Here is a 24580-nt window from a genome sequence, read left to right on the forward strand (position 1 = left end):
CAGGATTGAGTGCGACAGAATTAATAGCAATTGATGCGACAGGTCTTGTTTTATTCAACATTTGGTGCGACTGCCCATGCCACTGCCTACATCCGTTCGTAAAATCGGCCCTACCCGACGAAGTGTGTCTGGCTACTATGCCTTTCGCGGGGAGGAGTCTATTGCGTTCGAGTCGACGCTCGAACGTGATTTCCTCATCAAGGCTGACTTTGATGTGAGCGTCCTTGGTGTGATATCCCAGCCGTGCGAGATCCCGTTTCATCATCCCGTGACCGGTAGGCGCTACACCTACACACCTGACTATTTGGTTTATTACCGTCTCGGTAACCGTCATTACAGGGATTACCCAAAACCTCTCCTGGTGGAGGTCAAACCACGGGAAAAGTGGCAAGCACATTGGCGTGAATGGTCGCCTAAATGGAAGGCGGCGATACGGCATGCCAACAATGAGGGCTGGGCGTTTCGCATTCATGATGAAAGCCGCATTCGTGATAAGACCTTGGACAACATTACCTTCCTAGCGCGCTACAAGCGGATGGTGTTTCCCTCTGTCGAAAGCCAGGCAGTCCTCAACACGGTGAGGGAAATGGGGGTGGCGACCTTGGATTACCTGCTTTCTCGGCACTTTATGGGCGATATTTACCGGGCAGAGGGGATTGCGCATTTATGGCATCTACTGGCGACTCGGCAGTTAGATTGCGATATGGCCCAATCCTTCAGTCCTCTATCGGAGGTATGGGTACCCGATTATGAATAACCATCGTGGCAGCGCAACTGAACCCAATAACGGCGTCGCCCAAACACGCCAACACTTGCAGATTATGGTGGGTGAGCAGGTTCAGAAAGATGGCACCGTTTACCGAATTTCCCAGGTGCTCGATTTTGAGACAGTCATTGGCATTGCCGTTGAGTCCGGGCGTAGTTGCCCGCTTCGCATCAAAGAACTAGCGCCTCTCAATAGCGGGTCCGTATCCCCTGAGCAGGATATGTCCGAGATTGGGGATGCCGATTGGCGGGAGGCCGAGCATCGCTTTTCCATCATTAAGCCCTTGGTGGATCGCCATACGGTGGGGCGGGATGCAGCGGAGGAGCGTGCGAAACAAACGGGGGTTGATACGGCTACGATCTACCGTTGGTTGAAGCGGTATAAAGCGACGGGCTCGGTGCTCGCATTGATTCCTCAAAAGCCAGGGTGGAAGAAGGGAAAGTCGCGTATTCCCGCGCATGCCGAGGCAGTGATTCAGGAAGTCATCAAAGAGGTGTATTTGACGCTGCAGCGTCCGTCCGCACAAAAAGCGGTACAGGAAGTCATGCGGCGCTGCCATGAACGGCGCATCGACCCGCCGAGCCCTGGTACCGTTCGTGCTCGTCTGCGTGATATCCCAGAGCGTGACCGGTTGCGTGGCCATGGTTTTAGAGACAAAGCCATTAACAAGTTCCAGCCGGCTGCCGGAAAATTTCCCAATGCGGACTATCCGTTAGCCGTTATGCAGATTGACCACACGCCTGCCGATATTATTTTGGTCGATGACGTGTATCGCAAGCCGATTGGTCGCCCATGGATTACGTTGGCCATGGACGTGTTTACTCGCATGGTCACGGGGTATTACTTGTCGTTTGACCCGCCCTCTGAAACATCTGTCGGCATGTGTGTGGCGCACTCCATGCTTCCTAAAGATGAGTGGTTGCTACTGCATAATGTGGAGGCTGAGTGGCCGGTATGGGGCACACCCGCCACGATTCATGTCGATAACGGCCCAGATTTTCGCTCTGAGACGTTTCGGCGCTCATGCCTAGCCTATGGGGTCAACCTTGAGTTTCGGCCTGTTAAGCAGCCTCGTTATGGTGGCCACATTGAGCGGGTACTGGGCTCTCTTCTAAAGGAAATCCATAACCTGCCTGGGACGACCTTCTCCTCCATTAAAGAGAAAGAGGGATACGATCCAGAGAAGCACGCGGCCATGACGAAAAGCGAGTTTGAAGAGTGGCTGGTGACGTTGATTTGCAAGGTTTACCACCAGCGCCTTCATTCTGGGATTGGTATGTCGCCGATGAAAAAGTGGGAAATTGGTGTGTTTGGCAATGCGGATGTGCAGGGAGTGGGATTAGCGCCGAGGCCTGCTGACAGGCTCTCTGTATTGCTCGATTTTTTGCCCAGCTTTCAGCGTACGATCCAGACCTTTGGTGTGACCATCGATGGCATAAACTATTACGATGAAGCGCTAAGACCTTGGATCAATGCCAAAGATCCAGACATGCCAGACAAGAAACGCACCTTTGTTTTCCGGCGCGACCCTCGCGACATTAGTGTCATTTGGTTCAAAGACCCGGAGCTCGGGCACTATTTTCGCGTGCCCTTTGCCAATCTTGCCCTCCCCTCGATGAGTGTTTGGGAGTATGCCCAAGCTAAAGCGCGCCTTCGGCAGGAAGGAAGAAACTCGGTCAATGAGACTGAAATTCTACGCGCTATTAGTGAGCTGCGAACCCATGTGGAGGAGTCGCAAGCACGTACTAAGCGAAGTCGCCGTCAGGCACAACGACGTAAAGAGCATGAGAAGAAGGTGACGCCTGCAGATCCCCTTTTACATGCGCCCTCAACTGCGGCCCCTAAAGAGACACCCGCTCAAGGGGACGGTCTTTTAACGGGTGATATCGATGTGAACTGGGACATAGCATGAGCACACACCTTCATCCTGATCTTCGTCACGTCTTGGGGCTGTCCGCTAAAGAGCGAATGGAGTTTATGGATCAACCGCGCTGGTTGGGCTATCCATTGGCCAATCGTGTCATTGAGGTCATGCGTGGGTTGATGGAGAAGCCCAGTCGTCCTCGTATGCCTAACCTCTTGCTCGTGGGTGACTCCAACAACGGAAAGACAAGTTTCGTAAGCAGTACGGTGAAGGCTACGTGAATGAAGACGTAGAGCCCGTGAAGCCTGTTGTTGTCACTCAGGCTCCCCCGAGTGCCGATGAGAAAAGTCTGTATATCGCAGTGCTAGAGAGTTTCTGGGCTCCCTACCGGCCTACAGATCCTGTTCCCAAGCTGCGCTACCAGGTGATTCATCAACTGCGTGCTTGCCATACGCGCTTACTGATCATCGATGAGTTTCACTCTCTGTTAACCGGTGGTGCTGTTAAGCAGCGCGAAACGATGAATGCCATTAAGCTTTTATGCAATGAGCTAATGATTCCCATCGTTGGTGTGGGGACGCAAGATGCTGTGCGTGTGCTGCATTCAGACCCACAGCATGCGAGTCGCTTTGATGTGGTCGCGTTACCAAAGTGGGAGCTCAATCAGGAGTTTCAGAAGCTGCTCGCTGGCTTTGAGAAGATATTACCTCTCAAACATCCTTCCCAACTGCATGAGCCCCAATTGGCGACCCAGCTCCACGCGATTTCTGGCGGTAATTTGGGTGACCTGCACCGGCTGCTGATTGAGTGTGCAAATGCCGCTATTTTGTCTGGAGCTGAGTGCATCGATGAGAAAATTATTCAGAGTAAATCATGGGTGCGGCCCACCCGTGGCATTAGGGAAGTGATGCTGTAATGACCTGGGCGCTGAGTGTGCCCCTGCTGCCTGAGGAGTCCCTTTCATCATGGCTCGTTCGGGCGGCGTTGCGACAGGGGTGTGATCCTTTGTCGCTCACCGGGGCTATTTGGCCAACATGGCGTATATGGACGAGGGACATTGATAGGGAAATACCCCTCGCAAGAATGCGCCCATTAGTGAATGCCTCGGGGATATCTTCCGCTAAGTTTCAGAAAGCGGGGATGCGGGACGATTGTGAGAAAGTGGTCGGTTACTCGTTACCGGAAACCCGGACTTGGCCCTGGTTGTTGGCACTCGGCAGCCGAAATCGAACCCGCCATGGAGGACAACAGGTATGCACGTTGTGCTTGGCAGAGGACTCAACCCCCTACTTGCGCCGGCACTGGCGATTCGCTTGGCACACTGGGTGCCGCTTTCATGGGGTGCAGCTGGTAGATGAGTGCCCAGCATGCAAGGCCCCTATAGAGCCCCATCGCCTGACAGCGGAAGATCAACATTTAGCTCAATGCAGCCGGTGTCATAACGATTTTAGAAAGGCGGTATGCACGTCGCCTTTACCTGAAGCGTTCAGTGTTCAAGTGATGGCTGATCGTGTGTTAGAACAGGATAAGGTGACGTTTAGGCAGGCCTCTATCGCACCCGCCGATTGGTTTTCTATGGTGGCCTTTTTTATTGGCGTTATACGGCGTGCAAGTCGGCGGCCTGTGTCACCCCTGGCCGATGCGCTTCTTTCATTGGGCATTTCGGTTACGGATTGCCGAATGCCTGTGTCTGGCCTGGCGTTTGAGCTGCTGGCTGTCAGCGAGCGTAGTGCCTTATTGGTAGCGTTGGAACGCTTGCTCAGTATGGGCCTTGAAGAAACGTTCAGCGTTCTGGTCGCGTGCAATGTCAAAACGAGCGCGCTTCATGATCCCCGAAGGTCGCCCCCCGTTGTGTTGTTGCCGCTGCTATCACGGTTATCTCACCACCCTCATGGGCCGCATCGCCGCCGTGTTCCCCCGGCTTGTCGCCCCATGTCGGAACGCGCTGTTAGAGCCTCATGGGCGCGTTTAAAACGCAGAATGAAAGCGGAGCCAACCTCTTGAATCAACACCAAACGGTCGACTGCGATGAGTGTGGCCGAGAAGTCTCCAAATTGTGGCGACGCCATAAAGGGCACGGCTACTGTTCAACTTGCTATGCTCGTGTGTTTAAGCGGCGGATGTGCCCACGATGTGGTGAGTTAGCCCGTCTGCCTAAGAATGACCCAGACGCCGTCTGTCGTCAGTGCAACGTTGACAAACCGTGTGCACGATGTGGAAAAGCCAGTTCAGACTACAACATCGGCAAGGTCACTCCCTACGGCCCTGTCTGTATCGCCTGCGCTCCCTATTTCAAAGAACCAGAGCCCTGCGAGGCGTGTGGGAAAGCATCTCAACGTCTTACCCGAGTGGCGCGTATGGGGCATGATCATCGCTTATGTCCACGCTGTTCGACAGCAGACCACGGTACCTGTTCTGCATGTCGTCGACATCGTTTATTGGTGGTGGCACCCAACGGGGATGCGTTGTGCAAAGCCTGTAATGAGCAAGGGGAAATTGCCTGCCCATCGTGTGGTAATCCCATGCCAGCGGGTCGAGGTGATGCCTGTGAGCCCTGCTATTGGACGCGAACATGCCGTAAACGCATCACCATTGGCCAAGCCGGTATCACTACCAAAGCGTTAAGTGAGGCCTTTGGGGAATTTGGTGAATGGCTGATTCGTATCACTGGGCCGCATAAGGCTGCCCTCAAGATCAATCATTTCTTCTCGTTCTTCCTTGAGCTCGACCAGGCATGGTCACGGATACCGAGCTATTCGGAGCTACTTCATCACTTCGGGGCGGAGGGCTTGCGGCGTGTGAGGCTTCCCATGCGATGGTTGCATGAAGAGCAAGGGGTAGAGCCGGATCACCAAGCAAAGCGGATCGACTCAGAGAAAAGACGTATTCAAGCGTGTCTCAGTTCTATGCCGTTCGCTTCGCTATCAGACCAAGTGCTGCAAGCCTATTGGCTGCAATTGGAAACCCGTATAGAGGCGGGCAAAACGTCCCACACCTCCGCACGACTTGCACTAAGAGCGGCAGCCGCATTGCTACTCGCTACTGACCGGGAGGGGCAGCGACTGCCTCAACAGGGCGATGTGGACAACTATTTGCATGCGGTGCCCGGACAAGCAGCCTCGGTCACGGGGTTTACTAATTTCTTAAATCGCCAACATGCCACCACGTTGGCTCCTCGGGTGGATGTAAAACGGGCAAGAAAGCGGCGAAAAGAAACACTAGCCCGCACCCTGATGACGATGGCCCGGTGTGCTGATCAAGGAGAGGCCTGGAGGGAGGCATGGATCGTTGCTGCCATGGAGTATTTCCATGACACAAAATTAACGCAGAAAATGCTTCGACAACAGACCGTAGAGCGGACGACAGACGGGATACAGGTGGTAGTGGGTGGCGTTACCTACTGGCTGCCTCTGGATATTGAGTGCTAAGACACTGATAGCGCGCAGTCACTTGGAGGGCCCCGCGACTCTGTAGGCGAATGTCGCCCCGCCGTTTGGACGGGGCTATGGCTCTCTACCTATATGCCAGGGCTCAACGGGGTGCCAAAAGGCGTGTCATGACCGTTGAGATGACGTCAAAACCAGGTCTTCATAAATGCCCTTGATAGCCTTCTCTTCTGGGCTGTGGCGCTGTGGCTCCTGTTCCTGCTTTGGATGTAGTGGGGTTATAAGCCCGTTAGAGAGTGACAGGACATCGCTGAGCTGCTCGTAATCGAGGTTTACGTTATCGACATTGTATTGGTTAAGGCGTGTCATGGTCTCTGTGAGTGCGGTCATACTGTGCTCTTCTTCTCCAAGCGGCGGAAAGGCTTGAATCAGCGGCTGACCGCCTTCCCAACCTATCTTGATCGGCTGATTGATGATGTTGACTTGGGTGCCGGGTGGAATGCGGTCAAATATAGATTCGATGTCTTTGGGTAACATGCGGATACAACCTCGGCTTGCGCGCATGCCAATGCCATCGGGCTGGTTGGTGCCGTGAATCAAATAGCCATCGAAGCCTAGGATGATGGCATGGTCTCCTAGCGGGTTATCGGGGCCGGGCGGTACAACGCTTGGTGCGGTTTCGCCGCGTGCTTCCGCTTCACGTTTTACCGACTCAGGCGGGTACCATGCGGGGTTTTTAATGTTCATGGTGGTCTCGGTCACACCAAGGGGTGTATCAAACCCTTCGCGACCGATGCCGATAGGATAGGTCTCAACGCGCGGTGTCTCACCGGTTTTGACATCTGGGTAGTAGTAAAGCCGCAGCTCGGCGATATTGATGACGACCCCAGTACGCTCGACATTCGGCAGGATGAAGCGTCCTGGAATGGTTACTTCAGTACCCACTCCGGGCACCCAAATACTGACCTCTGGGTTAGCACGTACAATCTCCTGGTAGCCAAGGTTGTGACGTCTGGCAATATCAATCAGAGTATCCTCGTAATTCTTCACGATGAAGGTGTCAGCCTCTCCGATAATATTGCCTTCCTCAGGTAGCGGGTAATGCCCCTTGGGCCATTCCGTCTCCTGGGCAGTGGAAGGTTGTGCCGCCATGGCGACAGGGAGCCATGCCAGAAACGAAACCATCACACTCACGATGAAGCCGATCTGCATTGGCCATGGGAGGAATCTCTTAAGTATTGCTGCGTTCTTTGCCAAGAGCATCGCTAGGTTCCTTTTTCATCTAATGCGTCGTTTTTTGATCGAGATAAGTTCAGTTGTAACCCGAGCAGTGTCAGCACCGCAGCGAGTATCCAAGCGGGGCCACTACCGGTGCGTGTGAAAGGAGTTAGGCCCTGCATCGGGGTCACCTCGCCCGTTAAACTGGCCTGTTCAAACTGTGGGGCACGGGCTGTGACGTGACCTTGTGAATCGATGATGGCCGTCACGCCATTACTGGTAGCTCGAAGTAGGTGACGACCATTTTCTAAGGCACGTAGACGCGCCATTTGAAGATGTTGGTGTGGGCCAATGGAGCGCCCAAACCACGTATCGTTGGAAACCGTTAATAGCAGCTCGGCATTACGCGCCTGTTGGGCGACATGGTCGGCAAAAATGATTTCGTAACAAATGGCATTGCCAATGGTGGCTCCAGCCACGTGTAACGGAGCCTGTTCGCCTGACCCTGGGGTCAGGCGAGGTACTGGCAAGTCGAAAAAAGCAAGGGTGCCAGCGAGGAGACTTTGGAATGGCAAATACTCGCCAAAGGGCACCAAGTGCGCCTTCTGGTATTCGCCCTGCACATCATTTAGCCCTATGACGCTGTTATAAGAGCGCCCTTCACTGTCGCGTTGCAAAATGCCGGTCAACAAGGCGGTGTCAGGCCCCAGGTCGGACGCTACTTGCTCAAGTATTTGCTGTGCTTCCTGCTCAAGCATGGGAAGGGCTGCCTCAGGCCAAACGATGAGATCGATATCCCTTGCTTGCTCCCGTGTCATCGTCGTGTAGATACTGATCGCTTCGCGCTGCCCTTGGGCAGTCCACTTAATGCGCTGGTCAAGATTCCCTTGCAGCAATGCCACCCGGATGGGCTTGCCAGCCGGGGTTGTCCATTGGGCGGGCAATAGGAATGGAACGATCCACAAGGCGGCCATTGGGACAAGGAAACTCCAGCGGCGACGCAGTACCTCTACCCCTAACGTACCTGTCAGCGCGGTCATGAGTGACAGCAAGTACACACCACCAACGGGCGCCCATGGGGCTAGTGGAGAATCAATCTGAGAGGTGCCCAGCAATAACCAGGGAAAGCCGGTGAGCATCCAAGTGCGTAGCCATTCGCTCACCACCCACATACCGGCAAAGCTAAGAAAGGCGAACCGTGGCCCCGTGATGCGTCGATAGAGCCCAAAGGGGACTGCAAAGAAGAGCGCCAGGACGCTGACAAAAAGAGTGGTGAGGAGCATCGCCACCAAGGCCCCGGTGCCACTGAAATCGTGAATAGCAACGAAGACCCACGACGTGCCTGAACCGAACAGGCCTACCCCATAGCACCACCCACGCAGGGTGGCCATGGCGGGCGTTAGCGACGCTATTCTCCAATAGACCAGTGCCACGCTCACTGGGCCAAGCCACCATAGGGAAAAGGGGGCGGCACTCAAGGTGGTCAGCACCCCAGCGGCGAGCGCTACAACGCAATCGACTATTGGTGAGGAGCGCCCAGCAAAAAGCGTATATTCTTTATCTTTATCGACCACATCCATAGCGTTACTCAGAGCGCTTAAAAGCAGGACTTTCACGCCATAACGCCACCGCGAACATCAATACACCGGCAAATAGCGCGATATCGGCCATGTTAAAGGCGGGCCAATGCCATTCGCCCCAGTAAATGTCCAGATAGTCGACGACGTACCCTCGCGCTAAGCGATCAACAGTATTACCGAGCGCGCCGCCAAGAATCAGGCTGTACGCACAGGCCTCCAAGCGCGACAGGGGTTTGCATAGCTGCACAACCAATACGACGACCACCACCAACGCTAAACCAAGAAAGAGGTAGCGCTGCCAACCCCCTGCTTCTGCGAGAAAGCTGAAAGCGGCTCCTGTGTTCCCGGTATAAACCCAGTTAAAAAACGGCGTTAGCGGAATGACTTGGCCAAACGACATCTGGGCATGCACAATTTCCTTGACCAGTTGATCGGCTAGAGCCATCACGCAAGCTAATGTGAACCATGGCCAGCGACGTGAAGGGCTATCGTTTGGCGCTGTTCTCATGACGTTGTTTTTCCTTGTGACAGGCCTGTCATTGCGGTACTGGGCGAAAAGCGGTAACCCAGCAGTCGCATGGCGTTCAACGTCACCAGGACGGTAGCACCGGTATCGGCCATCACCGCAATCCACATGCCGGTAATACCCAGCGCCGTTGTAACTAGGAAAATGGCTTTTAAGCCAAGGGCGAGAACAACGTTGGTTTTCACATTGCGCAGCGTGGCACGAGAGAGGTCTATCAGCTCAGCGATGCCGGTAACGCGGTTCTTGAGCAAGGCTGCATCGGCGGTTTCCAACGCCACATCCGTGCCACCCCCCATCGCGATACCCACATCGGCTGCCGCGAGTGCCGGTGCATCGTTGATGCCATCACCTACTTTACCGATGGGGCCACGGCCTGCCGCTTGCCAGTCTCGAACATACGCTGCCTTGTCTTCAGGCATTAGTTCGCCGTACGCTTCAATGCCTAAGCGACCCCCCGTGGCAGCGACGGTGCGGGCATTATCACCGCTGAGCATGACCGCCTGTACGCCTAAACGGGATAGCGCCGCTAGGCCTTCAATGGCATCTTCGCGTGGCTCATCGCGAACCGCGATCAAGCCCAGTAAACGCTCGCCTTCGACGAGGAGAGCGAGGCTCTTACCGGCTTCTTCTAACGCGACAATTCGAGCACTGAGACTTTCCTCAAGGATGACTTTCTCGTGAAGGTGACGAGGCGTCATTAAGCTCAGCTCGCGACCCTCCACCTGGCCGGAAACACCGCGCCCCGCCAGAGCGCGGCTGCCAGTGACGGTGGGGAGGTTGATGCCCGACTGTCGGGCATGCTCAACGATAGCCGTGGCGATAGGGTGACTGGAATCCCGCTCTATTGCGGCGGCGAGCCGCAATACGCTGTTATCGTCTTCCTCAGCAATCCAAGACTCCACATCTGTGACTCTTGGGGTACCCGCAGTGAGGGTGCCCGTTTTATCTAATGCCACCAAGCGAAGCTTACCTAACTGTTCAAGAACGGCTCCCCCTTTGATCAGTAGTCCGCGCCGAGCGCCCGCCGAGAGACCTGCGGCGATGGCGGCTGGGGTAGAAATGACCAACGCGCAGGGGCATGCGATTAACAGCAATGCTAACGCACGGTAAATCGACTCCGACCATGCCATGGTCGATACCAGCGGTGGCACTATCGCCATCAGTAGGGCGAGTAAGACGACGGCGGGCATATAGTAATACGCAAAACGATCAATAAAGCGTGCTATCGGTGCCTTGGCGGCCTGTGCTTCTTCAACCAGACGAATAACGCGAGCGATCGTATTGTCATCAGCGCCTCGTGTTACCTCCACCTCCAGGGCGGCATCAAGATTCACTGTGCCAGCAAAAATGTCATCACCAGGCGCTCGCGAACGGGGTATGGACTCGCCGTTTACCGGCGACTCGTCAATGTCGGAGGTGCCCACCAGGATGCGTCCATCGCAGGGTACGCGATCACCGGGCCGCACCAGCACACGCTGCCCGGGTTTAAGTGACTCCGCCGAGACGTCACGCAGCTGGCCATTGTCCATCAGCCTCGCCGTTGAGGGTGTTAAATTTGCCAAGGCTGAGATACTGCGGCGCGCTCGTGAAGCAGCTACCCCTTCGAGTAGCTCACCTACGGCGAACAAGAACACGACCATCGCAGCTTCAGCGGCAGCATTGATGGCCAATGCGCCAAGCGCAGCGATGCACATCAGCATCTCGATGGTAAAGGGATTGCGCATTTTGAGGGCGCCCCAGGCACTCTGCGCAATGGGTATTAAGCCGACTAGCGTGGCCAAAATGAAAGGCATATTACCCAGCGCAGGCCATGCTAAACGAAGCGCGAAGGCCACTATCAGCAGATTTCCTGTGATAATGACCAAGCGCCCTTTAGCGGTTTGCCACCAAGAGGATGAAGCACCAGATGCGCGTGTTTGGCCATCATGGGAAGCCACTTGATAGCCTAGTTCGTTCAGGATGCCCTCAATGGTCTTTCGCGAGGGGGCCCCGTGATCGTGGTGGTGAATCTTCACTGATCCCGTGACCGAGCTTGCCGTGACTTCCTCAATGCCTTCCAGTCGCTCTAGCGCCGATACAACCTTGCGCTCACAACCGCCGCAGTCCATGCCTTCAACACGCAGCGTCAAGGTGGTAGGCGCTGTTGTCGGCGTTGATGTTTTCATGGTGCCTCTCCTGCCAATGGGCTATGGTTTTTAAGTGTAAACCTTGTAGCAACTACAGCTTCAAGCCCTGCCTAAGGAGTTTTACCATGTCGATGATCGGCCAAAGTATCAGCATTGGTGAGTTAGCACGACGAGCCGATTGCAAACCTGAAACGGTTCGCTATTACGAGCGTATTGGGCTGTTGCGCGATGCGACACGAACCGGTGGGGGGCAGCGCCGCTATGGAGACGACGCTGTGCGGCGCTTGACCTTTATTCGTCATGCCCGAGACTTTGGCTTTTCGGTGGAGTCAGTGCGAGAGCTTTTGGCCATGTCAGATCAACCTGATATGCCTTGCCAAGAAGTCGATGCCATCGCCACGCATCACCTAAAGAAAGTGGAGTCCCGCCTTCAACGACTGTCCATACTGCGTGAGGAGCTTCAACGGATGGTCACGCAGTGTGCCGGTGGTAAAGTGGAAAGCTGCCGAATCATTGAGGTCATCAGTGATCATCAGCTCTGTATCACTGAAAAATCGCACGGAGGGGCTCACGACTTAGGTTAGCACTAACGCTACGCCCCACGCCCAATGGTTAGCCCAGCGAAACATCCAAAAACAGCATGAGTACCAATCCGATAGAGAGGCCCAGCGTGGCCTTTTTTTGGTGCCCGCTTCGATGAGTTTCGGGAATAATCTCATGACTGATCACATACAACATCGCCCCCGCTGCAAAGGCCAACCCCCAGGGCAGTAGCGCTTGTGACATGCTGATGACTCCAGCGCCTAATAAGCCACCCAACGGCTCAACAAGCCCCGTAAGGGCGGCAATCGTCCATGACCGCCAACGTGAATAGCCCACGCCTAGCAGTGATACTGCTACGGCCAGTCCTTCTGGGGCATTCTGAAGTCCAATGCCAATCGCTAGTGGAATGCCTCCTTCGCTTCCCCCTGCGCCGAAGGCCACGCCAACGGCCAGCCCTTCTGGCAGGTTGTGTATCGTAATGGCAATAATAAACAACCAGATACGACGTAGTGAGGCAGCCTCTGGCCCTTCTCGCCCCTGTTCGAAGTGCTCATGAGGTAAGAGTTCGTTCAGTAGTGCGACCATTCCAATCCCTAGCAAGATGGCCGCACAGGCAATGGCAGCAGGTACCACGCTACCTCCGTAACGCAGCTCCGAGGCTTCTAAGGAGGGTATGATCAGTGAGAAGAAAGAGGCCGCTAGCATGACGCCAGCGGCGAACCCCAACGCTAAATCGCGAACACCACGATTCGGTCTTTTGGTAAACAAGACAGGAAGCGCCCCGACAGCCGTCATCAAGCCCGCGGCAAGGCTTCCCAATACCCCCATGGTGACGAGAGAAACCTCTTCCATACCGATTACCTGTCTTGTGGTAGATGAGTGATCACAGCGCTAGGATTCCATAACGAGGCAAGCACACGTTCACGTTACTAACAATCCATGCAACGTTGCTAAGCACGGGTGGTTACGGCTCGTTAAACGAGATCAAGTCATAAATGGACGCCGTGCCGATAGCTTGTTCCAAGCGATCTCTTGCCTCGTAAAGTGACGCTTGATATTCACCTTGAGTCGGCTGCTCACCCAACATGATGCGTTGACCTTGACCAAGGGGATCAACAGGCTGGTTATTGACTCTCACTTCGTAATGCAGGTTGGGGCCCGTGGCGACCCCGGAGGAACCTACCTCTCCGAGCGACTCTCCCGCATTGACTAAATCCCCAACCACTAGCTGTGGGGAGAATCGGCTAAGGTGTGTGTAGCGACTAATGGCCCCTGTGTCGTGCTCCACCTCGATCACCTGCCCATATCCCCCTTGGCGACCCATAAAGAATACGCGCCCAGGTGCGGTGGCAATGACCGGCGTTCCTGTCGGCGCAGCCAAGTCAATTCCATTATGAGGACGCATCCCTCCATACACAGGATGTCGCCGATTCCCAAAGCGAGACGTTAAGCGGGCACTAAGCACGGGCAACCGCAACGTGCCTAGCAGTGTGTCGCTTTTGAAAAGAGCTACGTCCCCCTTTTGGGTGACCGGCCATATGACCTCCAAGGGCTCTGCCTGATCAGGCAGAGCGGCATAACTGAGGCGTGGTGGCCCAACACGGGCGCCGTCCTGGCGTCGATCTTCCTCCCACACTAATTGAATACGTTCACTGCCAGAAAACTCCAGCGGCGCTGCTATAAACTCGCTGAGCAGTGTTTCCAGTTTAGTGGCGAAACGCGTTGGGACACCTTCTGCTGCCAAGGCCTCGTAGAGAGTGGTATTAATGACGACATCACGCCCAAAGGTTAGGGTATCAACGCTATCGAGCGGTAATGTGCCTTCTTGCTCGCTAGCCGCCTGTAACTTGACAGGGCTAAGTTCAGACGGAGGCAATGACAGATGCGTTTGCCAATTGGCTTCGGCTAGCAAGGGGTAAAAGCCCACCAAGCCTAGTAACCACCAGCGCTGCATCACTGGCCATCCTCTTCCCCAGAGATCTCCGCTACTTCACTCTCGACGGCATCAATCAGCTCTTGCATACCAAAGGGGTCTAAAGGCTCGCCATTGACAAAAAAGGTAGGTGTTTGGCGAATCTGATTGGCTCTGACATCCGCCATGTCTTGGTCAATCACCGCCTGCACCTCAGCAGAAGTCAGTTGCTCTTCGGCAGCCGCTAAATCAAGGCCTCCTTGGCTCGCGATATCGAGGATAGCGGATTCATCAAAACTGCCATGTGAAGCCCATTGATCCTGGCGAGCCAGCAGCCTCTCCAGTACCGGTTCAAAGACGCCCTGACGACGAGCAACTTCTAATACCCGAATGGCCTTGTCCGATACGTCGCCGTGGAAAGGAGTGTAGCGCACGATGAGCCGCACTTTTTCTGGGTAGGTTTCCAGAATACTTTTTGTCAGGGGATAGAAAGCACGGCAGGCTTCGCAAGCCGGATCGAAGAATTCCACAATCGTCACCGGCGCGTCTTCTCGTCCCAAGATGGGGGAGTGTGAACGCACCAAGGAGTCCTCGGCCTGGACACCGCTCTCTTTTGCTGCCTGAGCTTGCATGTCTAAGAGGGCAGGCTTCGATACGGCGACGATCGCAGCGGTCAGCATTAACGTACCGGCCAATATAAAAGACGCTTTTTTGAACATGTTTCTCTCTCTGTCTCAACGATGGGGTGGAAAAGTAGGGTTGAAAATGTTCTGGTCAAGTCAGAGCGGACACATTTTCAAGCTGCAGCCGCCAACTCGATTTCCCTTGGCGTTTGGTAGCCCAGGGTCGAGTGGAGCCGGCAGCTGTTGTACTCCATCTCGATGTATTCGATCACGTCCCGCCGTGCGGCCTGTCGGCTTCCGTATCGCTGGCCAGCCAGCCACTCGCTTTTCAGTGAGCCGAAGAAGCGCTCCATGACGGCATTGTCCCAGCAGTTCCCTTTCCGGCTCATCGAGGCCTGGAACCCGTGCCGATCCAGCGTGGATCGATAGTCATGCGACGCGTACTGGCTGCCGCGGTCGCTGTGATGTATCAGTCCTTCCTCGGGCTGCCGGCGTCCCACGGCCATCTCCAGGGCGTCCAGGACCAACTGTGTGCGCATGTGCTCCGCCATTGCCCAGCCCACCAGCTGCCGGTCGTAGAGGTCGAGCACCGCCGCCAGATAGAGCCACCCTTCCAGCGTCCAGATCGCGGTGATATCGGCCACCCAGGCCCGGTTCGGTTCAGCCACCATGAATTGGCGGTTCAACAAGTTAGGCGCCACCGGTAGGCTATGCTCACTGTCGGTTGTATGACGCCAGCGGCGCCGCTGCCGTGCCTCTACACCAGCTTCCCGCATCAGGCTGCAAGCCTGGTAACGGCCGACATCGTGGCCTCGGCGTCGCAGTTCTCTGGCCATGCGGCGGCTGCCATAGCTGCCACGCTTCTGGAGATGAATCTCTCTGACTTCGTGGTACAGGGCCTGGCGCGCCTCATCAGGGCCACGTCGTCGCCAGTCATAGAAACCACTCCGGCTGACCTGCATAACCCGACACAGCACGGCCACGGGATAAGTGGCCTTCTCCGACTCGATGAACTGGTATCTCAGCTCGACTCTTTGGCGAAGAAGGCCGCCGCCTTTTTTAAAATATCCTTTTCAATCTGAAGCTTACGAACTTCTTCGCGGAGCTTCTTGATCTCGGCATCGCGATCGTCCTCCTGCCGCCCTGGGATGCCGGAGACCTGCTGACGGTGCTTGCGGCACCAGCGGTCCAGCACGCTGCGCTCCACGCCCAGGCGCCGGGCAGCCTCGGATACGGAATACCCCTGATCGATCACCAGGCTCACCGCATCCGCCTTGAATTCATCGGAAAACCGACGTCGAGTCTTCTTGGTCATGAACACCTCCATGGCCTCCATTATGAGGCTTATCGGGGTGTCCGCTCCAATTGGACCACTTCAAAAATAAGCCAATCGCTATGGGAGTAAGCTGCTCGCTATCTACCTGAGCTGGGAGCCGGCCTCGGTCTGTCACTCATGCCCATATAGATTGGCATTTTGATGCGCGTGGTCACTATGCTCAAACTCTAGGCTGGAATGAGCAATACTGAAGCGCATTTATAAGCTGCTCCTTGATCTCTGCTTTGACGGATTCAAGCTGCTGCCAGCCGGTTTCTGTCAGAACCACGTGGCAGTCAAGGGCTGCCATGTTTTCCTGCATCTGCCATAGATGCACATGGTGAATATCCTGGACTCCCTCGATATCTCGTACGGTCTCAACGACTGCCTGCCCGTCAATGTCCGGGGGAGATCCCAGCATTAGCGTACGGATAGGGCCGCCAATTTCAGAGAAGGCTAGGTAAAGAATATATAGCGCAATCCCTATCGTGATCGCGGGGTCTACCCAGCGCATGTCGTACAGTAAAATAAGCGAACCACCGATAATCACGGCGATGGAGGCAAACGCATCCGATAAGTTATGCAGAAAAAGGGCGCGGATATTGACACTCTCTTTTTGCATTGACCACGTGAGCATGGCGGTAAGGGCATCGACGACGAGCGCGACGCCACCAATAATCACGATCGTCCATCCCTCTATCTCAGGGGGATCGACCATCCGCATAGCGCCTTCGTAAATCAGGTAGACACCGACAATAATGAGGGTGGTGTAATTGATGAGTGCTGCCACTATCTCGATGCGGCCATAGCCAAAGGTCATATGCACATCGGCAGGCCGTCTGGCGATTTTACGAGCAGCAAAGGCAATGACTAATGCTGCCATGTCAGAAAAGTTATGTAACGCATCAGCGATCAGCGATAGGCTCCCCGCCATAATGCCACCGACGATTTGAGCGATGGTTAAGAGCCCATTGGCCCAAATGGAGATGCTGACGCGCCGGTCGCCAGAGGCAGGATCAATGTGGGGATGATCATGATGATGTCCCATCTGTTACCTTCTCTCGAATTATCTGTTCTTGGTACTATAAAACCTCTAGCAACTAAAGCTTCAACCCTTGAGCATTATCTATTTGCATCGCTGGATTGGGAAGCACGTCCCTAGCTACCAAGCGAGCCATGGCGCGCTGGGCCGAAGGTGATCATGTTTTAGGTGCGGGGCTCAATCCACTTCAACCGGTAACGTCTAATCCACCATGGGTAGATTCATTTATTTTGTCGAGGCGCACCTTGTCTGGTTTGTAATCGTCGTCGCGGGGGGAGGCTTACTCTTTCCGGCCACCGGAATAATGCTTAAGTTCGCGATTGGGCCATTACTGGCATTACTGATGTTGATTATCAGCCTCACATTCGATGCGCATGCAGTGCGCATCGTGTTCCGAAAGCCGTCACGGCAGTTGTTGGCATTGGGGCTGGTCTATGGGCCTATGTCGATTGCCGGGTGGCTAACGGGCCGTCTATTTTTTGGAAGCGGCCCGCTGGCTGCTGGCCAAACCTTGCTCGGCACGCTGCCGACAGATGTGTCCTCTCCTCTTTTGGTACTGATGGCAAAAGGCAATGTGGCGCTTGCCGCTGTTTTCAACGCAGTCAACACCGCGTTATGTCCGTTTATTGTTCCCTTCCTGTTTTTATGGCTCACCGGCCTTCAGTTAGACGTGCCGCTTGGATCAATTATTCTTGAATTAACACTAATCGTGCTTCTTCCTACCGTGATTGGGGTCAGCTTGCGTACAAAGTTCTCGGCTTTCTTTGCACGGCATGATTCAGCGTATGCAGGGATAGGGTCGATTCTGTATCTGCTGATCCTACTCGCCGTGGTCGGGCCGAATGCCACCACGATCATTGGCTATGGCTGGTATGCGTTTGTGATTGCGGGCGCGGCCCTGTGCCTCAATTTGATTGGGTACCTGGTAGGTATGTCCTCACGGTTACTCACCTCTGATCGCAAAGAGGTGATTACCTATCTTTTCACGGTCAGTAAAAAGGAATTCAGCATCGCTGCAGCGTTTGTCGCTGTTTCCGGCTTGCCATCAGAGATCGCGATTCCAGCCGCTTTTTTTGCCGTGATTCAAATGATCACTTCGCCCATCGCAGCGAAGATCCTCGCCCGCCACTGAAGGGATGGCCGTATCGGCTCTTCGTCAGAAGAGCAACCTGCACACGGGGTGTACAGGTTGCTCTTAGCGACAAAACAGACACCGCTACTCATAAAGGTGGCAAATAGTACCTATGCTAAGTCACTGCGACCAATACTGACCTTGCTAAAAGCATTTAACACAGAGGCTTCGCAGGGTATCTGTTCCTTTTTGGATTTAGGGTGCTTGAACGTATCGGCGAATCCTGGGCAGTGACCAACTAGTTTTTGGACAACACCTTCTACGTGCCGCACGTTAGACAGCACTTGGCGTAACCACTGCTCGAAGCTGCCTTGGTGGCTCAGCGTGAAGACTAAACCTTTATAGGAAGGAGGCTTGGATGCCTCCTCGCTACCGCCAGCTCTGGGTTTTGGAGGGCGTCGTTGGATCTCCATGAGATAGAGCGTTTGATCTAACACATGCACCCGAACGACGAGCACCCCGCGAGGTACCTTGGTCTGAGTATCAATGTAAACCCAATTAGCGACTGACGTTTCCACCTCCTCGTCTATTTCGAAAGGTTCGAGGCTGATCAACCGAGGGTCGGGGGAAGTGCTAAAGCCGTCTTCAAAGGTAAACCAGCTAACGCCACGAATCGTTTCGGGATAGGCCGATTGCAAATAGAGAAGCGCATTCCACATATCACGTAGAAAGCCCTGTGATTCCAGTGTAATAGGAGCATGAATAGAGGCCTGTCCGACCCCTTTTCCTGATCCATGCGGCTCCCCAGTGGAGAAAATAGTTTCGTCACCCGGAACGGGGACGCCTCGTGTATCGGGCACATTTTTTCGAGTATATCGTTTATCCAAGACGGCGCGAGGCTTACCTAAAATAACGAATTCGTCCTCAGGAAGGTCTAGCCAAGAAGAGCCATGGTCGGGCTCTTCATCATCCGTCAGGTCAATGACATCGGGGATGTCTTGAAGCTGATGATAGGGAAATTGAGTGGGAGCATCATCGCCATCGGTGGCTGGTACTGTCGTTGACTTCTCTCTTTCGCGGTGGATCGTGGCACCATCGGGCTGCGTACAGCCTAATATCTGCAAGCCTAGGAATGTGTTGCCACCATCAATTGGAACGCCAGAAACAGAGATTTCCCCGCTGCCTTGAAACCATGGGGTGGCTTTTAAAAGCATCTCATCTGGCGTGGAGCTGGTTTCAAATTGTGAATATATATATTTTGCAGCGCGCTTGGCATACGGATCGTACAACATATGCGCGAGCAAAATGGCATCGTGTTTATGAACATGATAGGTAAATTTGACAGGCCACGTACCTGGGGATGCAGGCGCATCAAGCGGTCGATAAAGACGTTTTTTGACTTCTTCCCAAGGGTAAGTGGCGAGCACTCGCTTGATTTCAGAAGATCGGCCGTAAACGCGAATAAAAAATTCTGTGCAAGGGATGAGCAAGTGTTTGCCATCTGGAAGGTCAAATTCAATCAGGTATGTTTTGTGCTGATTTTTCTGGGGTAAGTAGTTCGAGTCATGAAAAGCGGTATAGAGGCTTCGTCCTGATTGTCGTAAATCATCTAAGGTGACAATTCGCCAGCCGCCTGGAGAAAAAGAAACGGAGAATTTTCTTTCCTCGTAGGCAATACGCGAGCTACTCACGCCCTTTTCCCATACTGACCCTATTCTCAATAGCCCAAGATGCGTTAAGACAGTCTCACGTCTCATCACGCCTCCTAAGTTATTTTCATGGTCGATGGTTCTTAAGAAGATATGGATTTTAGGGACGCTTCGTAAGCGATTGTTCTTAAATATAGGCCCGTACCACCAAACGACCAAGCGCTCTGCCTCGTTTTTTAGGGTGCCATCATGGAAGCTAAAGGTTCTGGATTGTTTAAGAGAAACGGTCACAAAGGCGCACTCTATGTAAACTCAACATAGAGATTGTCGCAGCAATTATTGTTTAGTCGCAACAATTGTTGGAAATGACACTGCTTGCGGCCTATCAGGACCGAGCGCCGGAGTTGGTGCGGCACGCGCAACGTCAGAAGCGACACCGCCGGCTGATATTCCCGTTCTATAGCCTGCAGCGGGGCTGGCAACGGCTGTTTGCTCAAGGCCGAAGTGTTTTCTATCCCCTCTGGAGAAGAGCGCCAGACGCCGAGGCACGAATACCAGACTTGTTCACCTCCTCAGGAGGACTATGCCGATGACACGCCGGAAAATGGGGAGACCCTAGACCTTAGGCCTCTTGACCTCTGTGCTGCCCCAAGGTTTTAGACTTTTAATCTATCGTGACGATAGCGTCCTGCCTGACAGAGGCAGGCAAAGCCAATCAGCCATTGAGGAGCACACTGATGTCCAACGCTTGCCAAGGTGTCACCCAGAGCCTTTTACCCGCCATGCCCAGGCCGTACTGGGTAGGCGTCATGATGCTCGCGGGGGCGCTGATCACGCCGCTCAGCCATGCGCAATCAGATAGCCACGCCCACGAGTCCCATGGGCAGGCCGCATCACCTTCAGAGAATCCGGCCGTTGCCGCTTTTCAGGCGGCCAATGACCGTATGCATGAAGATATGAACATGGCCTTCAGCGGAGACCCCGACGTGGACTTTGCCAAGGGCATGATTCCGCACCATGAAGGCGCCATTGCGATGGCCGAGATCGTGCTCGAATATGGCGATGACCCAGAGATTCGCCAGCTCGCCGAGGAGATTATCGCGGCTCAAGAGAGTGAAATTGCGTTTCTGCGCGAGTGGCTCGAGCGTCAGGAACATTAACGTCACCTTGCCCGCATAATCCGCTACGCACCGGCCGCAACAGTGATATTCTGCCCGCCTCTTCAGGGTCGCATCAAAGGAGCGCCGCGTGTCGGGGGTAATTTACGGGTTGGATTTGGCGGGTGTGATCGTGTTTGCCCTGTCGGGAGTCATTTTGGCCTGCCGTTCGCGGATGGACCCGTTTGGCATGCTGGTGCTGGCGGCGGTGACCGGGATTGGCGGCGGCACCTTGAGGGATCTGGTGCTGGGTGTCCGGCCGGTGTTCTGGGTCACCGACCCCACGTATCTGTGGGTCATCCTCGCCACGGTGGGCGTGTCGTTGGTGGGATTTCACTATATCCATCGTCTATCTCGGGGGTTTTTACCCATCGCCGATGCCTTCGGCCTGGCGCTGTTTACCGTGATCGGTACCCACAAGGCGTTGCTGCTGGGCACGTCGGGGGTGGTGGCGGTACTCATGGGCATGATGACCGGTGTGGCGGGAGGCATGATTCGTGACGTGTTGGCTCAGCGGGTGCCCATGGTGCTGCGCGAAGAGATCTATGCCACCGCCGCCATGGCGGGTGGAATCGTCTATGTGGTGCTCCAATCCTTGCAGGCACCGCTGACGCTTGCCATTGCGGCTGCCTTGAGTGCCACCCTGGGGCTGCGCTTGGCGGCGATTCACTGGCACCTGGCGCTGCCGGTGTTTGCCTGGGTGACCGTGCCGCCCAAACACGACGAAGCCGACGACACGACAGAGCCACACACCACCTCGCTCTCGACGCCCCAGAAGGCCAAGGAGCGGGTGCGCATGATTCGCCGCGAGCGTCGTCGTCGCTAAGCGCCTGCCGGTACTTATGGGCGTTGGGTGGCGCGCCATTGATCGAACCAGCGCCGAGGCTGAATGACGCGCAGGGTTGGCTCGCTCTCCACCAGCTCGACGCCGATACCCAGCGCCCCCAGGCGGGCATACAGCGCGCCATTGGCCTGCTGATTGTCCAGGGTGATGTCCGACAGTAGTAACAGGGGGCCACCTGTCAGCGCCAGGTTGGCCAGTCGGATCTGTTCGTCGTCGATGTTCAGTTCAGCGCTGCCCTCGATGGGTTGCACGTCGAGCAGCCGACCCAGCCAGTCGCGCTCTCGGGCGCGGGCTAAAAAAAGCCGCGCCAACAAGCCGGAGTCGCGCATCCCCAAGCGCAGCTGGCTGGTCAGCTGCAGCGGGTCGCCCCACACCAACCGTGCCTGCTGCAGGTCGAGCTGCACCCACCAGCCCGCATCCTGAGTCCCTTCCTCGCTTTGGCGGAACATGTTTTCCAGCCGCACATAGGAGTCGCTGGCGGTGAAGCGGCGAGCATCGAGATCGCCGTCGGTGAGCCTTAGCTGCATTGCGATATCCCCGCGTAGCCGCTGGTCCAGCAGGGCCAGCTCGGTCTCGAAGGCGCGCAGGGTAATCTCCCCTTGTGCCTGGAGCCCTTCCAGCAGCCATTCGCTGCTCAGGCTGGCGTGGCCGGAGAGCAGCTCCACCCCGGCATCGTCAGGAAGAAAACGGTTGTAGCGGGTCATGTCCGGCACTTCGGTGATGGGCAGCACGATGCGGGTCACGAAGTGCTCTGGGGCGGCGGCTTCCAGCACCTCACTGAAGCGGTCTGTCTGCGTGGTCAGCGCCAGGTGGCGGCCTTGAAGATGGGGGCGATCGTCGTCCTGATGGCTCAGGGCAAACTGGGGAATGCCGAGTGAAAGCCGGGCCTGTTCGGGGCTGTCCAGCTGCGCGGTCAGCTCTCCACGCCCTGTGGCGAGATAGTCCAGAAAGGTCACGGCCAGCTCATTGGCGTTGACCCTCAGGCGTGTGGGGGCCTGGAGCTGGTCGTCCTGAAATGCCCCCTGCAAGAAGAGCTGGCCTTCGCCCGAGAGGCTGATGCCATGAGCATCTGGTAAAAAAGCGTTGAGAAAACTGAGCCGTTGAACGCTGCCGTCGACGCTGAACTGCCCGCTGGGCACGCCTGCCCGGCGCTGAAACTGCCCGTCGCGAAGCACGATGATGCTCTCCAGCGGCTCCTCCAGGGCGTGCTCGTCGGCCACCTGCCAGCGCAGCCGTGAGCCGCTGATATCCAGCGCCGTGCCGTCCAGCGCGGCCTGGCGTATCGTCAGCTGCAACTGCGCGTTGCTGACCAGGGTGCCGCGCTGATCGCCCCGCTGCCAGCCGGTGGTCAGCTGATTGCCCGCCAGGTGCAGCTCACCCTGCATGGCCTGTGTGTCGAACTCCAGTTGTCCCCGGCTGGTGGCGCTGCCGCGCTGTAGTGTCAACGGGGCGGGAGAGGGCAGCAGGCCTGCCAGGTAGGGTTGCAGTACGCCCAGATCGGGGAGCGTGGCTTCTGCCCAGCTCAGCCGTGCCGTGGCCTGCTGCCTGGCCTGTTCGGGGTCGAGGGGGCTGGTGGCGTCCAGGGTCAGCTGCGCGTTGGCCATCAGTTGGCGCGTCTGGTGATACAGCTCGGCATCACGCAGTGCCAGCGTGGCGTGCAGCTGCTCATCTTCGTTCAATTGCGCGTTCAAGGTGCCTCGGCCCTGGGTGGTGAAGTCCAACAGCGCTGCACCCAGCGCTGGGGCCTCGATGGCCAGCTCGGCCTGGTAGGGGCGTGCGTCGCGCAGGGCAAGCTGGGCATCGATACTCCCCTCGCCAGTGAGCCTGATGCCCTGGCCTTCCAGCGCGGTGGCCAGGTAGCGGTCCAGCATGTCCAGCCTAGTGACCTGGCCAGAGAGGGCCAGCGTGGCATGGGTAGGGAGCGCCAGCTGGTCCAGGCGCTGGTTGGGAAGCTCGGTGGCCAGGGTCAGTTGGGTATCGGTGGCATAGGGGCGGGTGTCGGAAGGTGTGGCTTCTGCCAGCGTCACCTGTGCCAGACGGGTGGAAAAGCGCAGTTGCTGCTCTTCCACCGCAAGACGTACCTGGCCTTCGCCGGTGGCGGTGTGGCGTGGGGGCGAGGCATCTGCGAGCAGCCAGCGGCGTGCTTCATCGCGGCGCGCCAGGCGCTGCTCATCCAGCGCAAGCTCCAGGACGGGCGCGGTCAGTACCAGCTCGCTGTCGGGCTGTAGTTCGCCTGCCACCAGCGCAAGGTCACCCTGCAGCTCACCGCGGCCCGCCAGGCTGAGCCACGGCAACGCTTCCAGATAGGGCATGAACACGTCCCAGGCATCGGCCTGGGCGGTCAGCGACAGCCGCGCATCCAGGGCGCTCAAGAGCGCTTCTTCGAGGGCCTCCCCCCGTAACGCCTGGGTAGCGGTCTCGGCCAGCGACGCCGTACTGCGCAGGTCGATCTGCTGGATCAAGGTGGTCTGATCACTGAGCCGCACCAGGCTGCCCTGGGTAATGTCCAGCGAGACATGCGGCAAGGCCAGCCGATCCTGACTAAGCTGGGTATCCATGACCTGCAGCTGGCCTTCGGCCTCCAGCGCCAGATCGCCAACCGTCAGGCGGCGAATGCCGTCGGCATTCAGGGCGTGAAGGTAGAGTTCGCCACGCAGCAGGGCCAGTAGCGAGAGCGACAAGGTGGCCCGTTCGGCTTCTACCGAGAGGGGCAGGGCGGCATCGTCCCGGGCCAAGTAGAGGTTTTCGACTTCCCAGCGGCCGGGGTGCAGGCTCTGGGCACTCGACCAGCGCACCTCTACGCCGTCGATGGTGGAGATCTGGCGCGGCAACCACTGGCTATTGAGCAGCCAGTAGCTGCCCGCCAGCCACACTAGAGCAACCAGGATCACGGCCACCAAGGCATAGATCAAGGGGGGACAGCGGCGCGGCGTGGGGGGCGTCTCGTTGGTCATACA

Annotated in this window: 18 protein-coding genes and 2 pseudogenes; 9 read left to right on the top strand and 11 right to left on the bottom strand. The window is 56.1% G+C overall.

The window, feature by feature from the left end; translation table 11 throughout:
* The first annotated feature begins 76 nt into the window (after positions 1-76).
* The 5 genes and pseudogenes from KVY02_RS04655 (at position 77) to KVY02_RS04675 (ending at position 6058) form a co-directional block, all read left to right on the top strand.
* Positions 77-757: a heteromeric transposase endonuclease subunit TnsA gene (locus tag KVY02_RS04655; protein ID WP_022521280.1), complete on the top strand. Its 681-nt coding sequence runs from the start codon at positions 77-79 to the stop codon at positions 755-757.
* Entirely contained in the window at positions 750-2678 is a 1929-nt protein-coding gene (locus KVY02_RS04660; protein ID WP_016916422.1) for a Mu transposase C-terminal domain-containing protein, read from the top strand. The genes KVY02_RS04655 and KVY02_RS04660 overlap by 8 nt, the downstream gene beginning before the upstream one ends.
* Positions 2679-2743: 65 nt before the next feature.
* A pseudogene (locus KVY02_RS04665) lies at positions 2744-3546 on the top strand (TniB family NTP-binding protein).
* Positions 3546-4634: a TniQ family protein gene (locus KVY02_RS18525; protein ID WP_081139052.1), complete on the top strand. Its 1089-nt coding sequence runs from the start codon at positions 3546-3548 to the stop codon at positions 4632-4634. The pseudogene KVY02_RS04665 and the gene KVY02_RS18525 overlap by 1 nt, the downstream one beginning before the upstream one ends.
* 518 nt (positions 4635-5152) lie before the next feature.
* On the top strand, positions 5153-6058 hold the full coding sequence (locus tag KVY02_RS04675) for a hypothetical protein (protein WP_016916423.1): 906 nt from the start codon (positions 5153-5155) through the stop codon (positions 6056-6058).
* Positions 6059-6184: 126 nt separating this feature from the next.
* Here KVY02_RS04675 and KVY02_RS04680 read toward each other — a convergent pair whose 3' ends face one another.
* Genes KVY02_RS04680 through KVY02_RS04695 form a run of 4 tightly spaced genes read right to left on the bottom strand, consistent with a single transcriptional unit; the run spans position 6185 to position 11505 of the window.
* The gene (locus tag KVY02_RS04680; RefSeq protein WP_016916424.1) at positions 6185-7228 is read right to left on the bottom strand and encodes a L,D-transpeptidase family protein; all 1044 of its coding nucleotides are present in this window, start codon (positions 7226-7228) and stop codon (positions 6185-6187) included.
* Between the two features lie 53 nt (positions 7229-7281).
* Entirely contained in the window at positions 7282-8814 is a 1533-nt protein-coding gene (gene lnt, locus KVY02_RS04685; protein ID WP_016916425.1) for an apolipoprotein N-acyltransferase, read from the bottom strand.
* Positions 8815-8818: 4 nt separating this feature from the next.
* Complete coding sequence (gene lspA / locus KVY02_RS04690) at positions 8819-9322, bottom strand: signal peptidase II (protein WP_016916426.1); 504 nt, start codon at positions 9320-9322, stop codon at positions 8819-8821.
* On the bottom strand, positions 9319-11505 hold the full coding sequence (locus KVY02_RS04695; protein WP_016916427.1) for a heavy metal translocating P-type ATPase: 2187 nt from the start codon (positions 11503-11505) through the stop codon (positions 9319-9321). The genes lspA and KVY02_RS04695 overlap by 4 nt, the downstream gene beginning before the upstream one ends.
* An 86-nt stretch (positions 11506-11591) precedes the next feature.
* Between KVY02_RS04695 and KVY02_RS04700 the strand changes: the two genes are divergently transcribed.
* Complete coding sequence (locus tag KVY02_RS04700; protein ID WP_022521290.1) at positions 11592-12050, top strand: MerR family transcriptional regulator; 459 nt, start codon at positions 11592-11594, stop codon at positions 12048-12050.
* Positions 12051-12078: 28 nt separating this feature from the next.
* Here the strand turns inward: KVY02_RS04700 and KVY02_RS04705 are convergent, their stop codons facing one another.
* From KVY02_RS04705 to KVY02_RS04725, 5 genes and pseudogenes are all read right to left on the bottom strand, one after another.
* The gene (locus tag KVY02_RS04705; protein ID WP_035556053.1) at positions 12079-12861 is read right to left on the bottom strand and encodes a ZIP family metal transporter; all 783 of its coding nucleotides are present in this window, start codon (positions 12859-12861) and stop codon (positions 12079-12081) included.
* A 112-nt stretch (positions 12862-12973) separates the two neighbouring features.
* Positions 12974-13963, bottom strand: a complete 990-nt coding sequence (locus KVY02_RS04710; RefSeq protein WP_052196326.1) for a M23 family metallopeptidase — start codon at positions 13961-13963, stop codon at positions 12974-12976.
* Positions 13963-14640: a DsbA family protein gene (locus KVY02_RS04715; RefSeq protein ID WP_022521292.1), complete on the bottom strand. Its 678-nt coding sequence runs from the start codon at positions 14638-14640 to the stop codon at positions 13963-13965. Before KVY02_RS04715 ends, KVY02_RS04710 begins: the two co-directional genes overlap by 1 nt.
* A 77-nt stretch (positions 14641-14717) precedes the next feature.
* A protein-coding gene (locus tag KVY02_RS04720; protein WP_256357566.1) for an IS3 family transposase occupies positions 14718-15859 on the bottom strand; the annotation gives its coding sequence in 2 pieces (ribosomal slippage) (positions 14718-15598 and positions 15598-15859; 1143 coding nt in all).
* Between the two features lie 132 nt (positions 15860-15991).
* Positions 15992-16907: pseudogene (locus KVY02_RS04725) on the bottom strand (cation diffusion facilitator family transporter).
* Positions 16908-17112: 205 nt separating this feature from the next.
* On the opposite strand from KVY02_RS04725, the gene KVY02_RS04730 reads away from it, so the two are divergent.
* On the top strand, positions 17113-18033 hold the full coding sequence (locus KVY02_RS04730) for a bile acid:sodium symporter family protein (RefSeq protein WP_039175778.1): 921 nt from the start codon (positions 17113-17115) through the stop codon (positions 18031-18033).
* 110 nt (positions 18034-18143) lie between these two features.
* Here KVY02_RS04730 and KVY02_RS04735 read toward each other — a convergent pair whose 3' ends face one another.
* On the bottom strand, positions 18144-19913 hold the full coding sequence (locus tag KVY02_RS04735; RefSeq protein WP_128082404.1) for a hypothetical protein: 1770 nt from the start codon (positions 19911-19913) through the stop codon (positions 18144-18146).
* A 446-nt stretch (positions 19914-20359) separates the two neighbouring features.
* Here KVY02_RS04735 and KVY02_RS04740 point away from each other — a divergent pair, with 446 nt between their 5' ends.
* Entirely contained in the window at positions 20360-20782 is a 423-nt protein-coding gene (locus tag KVY02_RS04740) for a CopM family metallochaperone (RefSeq protein ID WP_084123732.1), read from the top strand.
* Between the two features lie 88 nt (positions 20783-20870).
* Complete coding sequence (locus KVY02_RS04745; RefSeq protein WP_218314546.1) at positions 20871-21605, top strand: trimeric intracellular cation channel family protein; 735 nt, start codon at positions 20871-20873, stop codon at positions 21603-21605.
* Positions 21606-21619: 14 nt separating this feature from the next.
* On the opposite strand, the gene KVY02_RS04750 is transcribed toward KVY02_RS04745, so the two are convergent.
* Positions 21620-24577, bottom strand: coding sequence for a hypothetical protein (locus KVY02_RS04750; protein ID WP_218314547.1), 2958 nt, complete (start codon positions 24575-24577; stop codon positions 21620-21622).
* Between the last annotated feature and the right edge of the window lie 3 nt (positions 24578-24580).

The organism is Halomonas sp. 18071143, assembly GCF_019211725.1.
In the GTDB taxonomy this organism is placed as follows: Bacteria; Pseudomonadota; Gammaproteobacteria; order Pseudomonadales; family Halomonadaceae; genus Vreelandella; species Vreelandella stevensii.

What these genes read in the sequence shown, in the direction of transcription:
- KVY02_RS04655 (WP_022521280.1), top strand. Translation starts at nt 77, where the DNA reads ATGCCACTGCCTACATCCGTTCGTAAAATCGGCCCTACCCGACGAAGT.
- KVY02_RS04660 (WP_016916422.1), top strand. Translation starts at nt 750, where the DNA reads ATGAATAACCATCGTGGCAGCGCAACTGAACCCAATAACGGCGTCGCC.
- KVY02_RS18525 (WP_081139052.1), top strand. Translation starts at nt 3,546, where the DNA reads ATGACCTGGGCGCTGAGTGTGCCCCTGCTGCCTGAGGAGTCCCTTTCA.
- KVY02_RS04675 (WP_016916423.1), top strand. Translation starts at nt 5,153, where the DNA reads ATGCCAGCGGGTCGAGGTGATGCCTGTGAGCCCTGCTATTGGACGCGA.
- KVY02_RS04680 (WP_016916424.1), bottom strand. Translation starts at nt 7,228, where the DNA reads ATGCAGATCGGCTTCATCGTGAGTGTGATGGTTTCGTTTCTGGCATGG.
- lnt (WP_016916425.1), bottom strand. Translation starts at nt 8,814, where the DNA reads ATGGATGTGGTCGATAAAGATAAAGAATATACGCTTTTTGCTGGGCGC.
- lspA (WP_016916426.1), bottom strand. Translation starts at nt 9,322, where the DNA reads ATGAGAACAGCGCCAAACGATAGCCCTTCACGTCGCTGGCCATGGTTC.
- KVY02_RS04695 (WP_016916427.1), bottom strand. Translation starts at nt 11,505, where the DNA reads ATGAAAACATCAACGCCGACAACAGCGCCTACCACCTTGACGCTGCGT.
- KVY02_RS04700 (WP_022521290.1), top strand. Translation starts at nt 11,592, where the DNA reads ATGTCGATGATCGGCCAAAGTATCAGCATTGGTGAGTTAGCACGACGA.
- KVY02_RS04705 (WP_035556053.1), bottom strand. Translation starts at nt 12,861, where the DNA reads ATGGAAGAGGTTTCTCTCGTCACCATGGGGGTATTGGGAAGCCTTGCC.
- KVY02_RS04710 (WP_052196326.1), bottom strand. Translation starts at nt 13,963, where the DNA reads ATGCAGCGCTGGTGGTTACTAGGCTTGGTGGGCTTTTACCCCTTGCTA.
- KVY02_RS04715 (WP_022521292.1), bottom strand. Translation starts at nt 14,640, where the DNA reads ATGTTCAAAAAAGCGTCTTTTATATTGGCCGGTACGTTAATGCTGACC.
- KVY02_RS04730 (WP_039175778.1), top strand. Translation starts at nt 17,113, where the DNA reads ATGGGTAGATTCATTTATTTTGTCGAGGCGCACCTTGTCTGGTTTGTA.
- KVY02_RS04740 (WP_084123732.1), top strand. Translation starts at nt 20,360, where the DNA reads ATGTCCAACGCTTGCCAAGGTGTCACCCAGAGCCTTTTACCCGCCATG.
- KVY02_RS04750 (WP_218314547.1), bottom strand. Translation starts at nt 24,577, where the DNA reads ATGACCAACGAGACGCCCCCCACGCCGCGCCGCTGTCCCCCCTTGATC.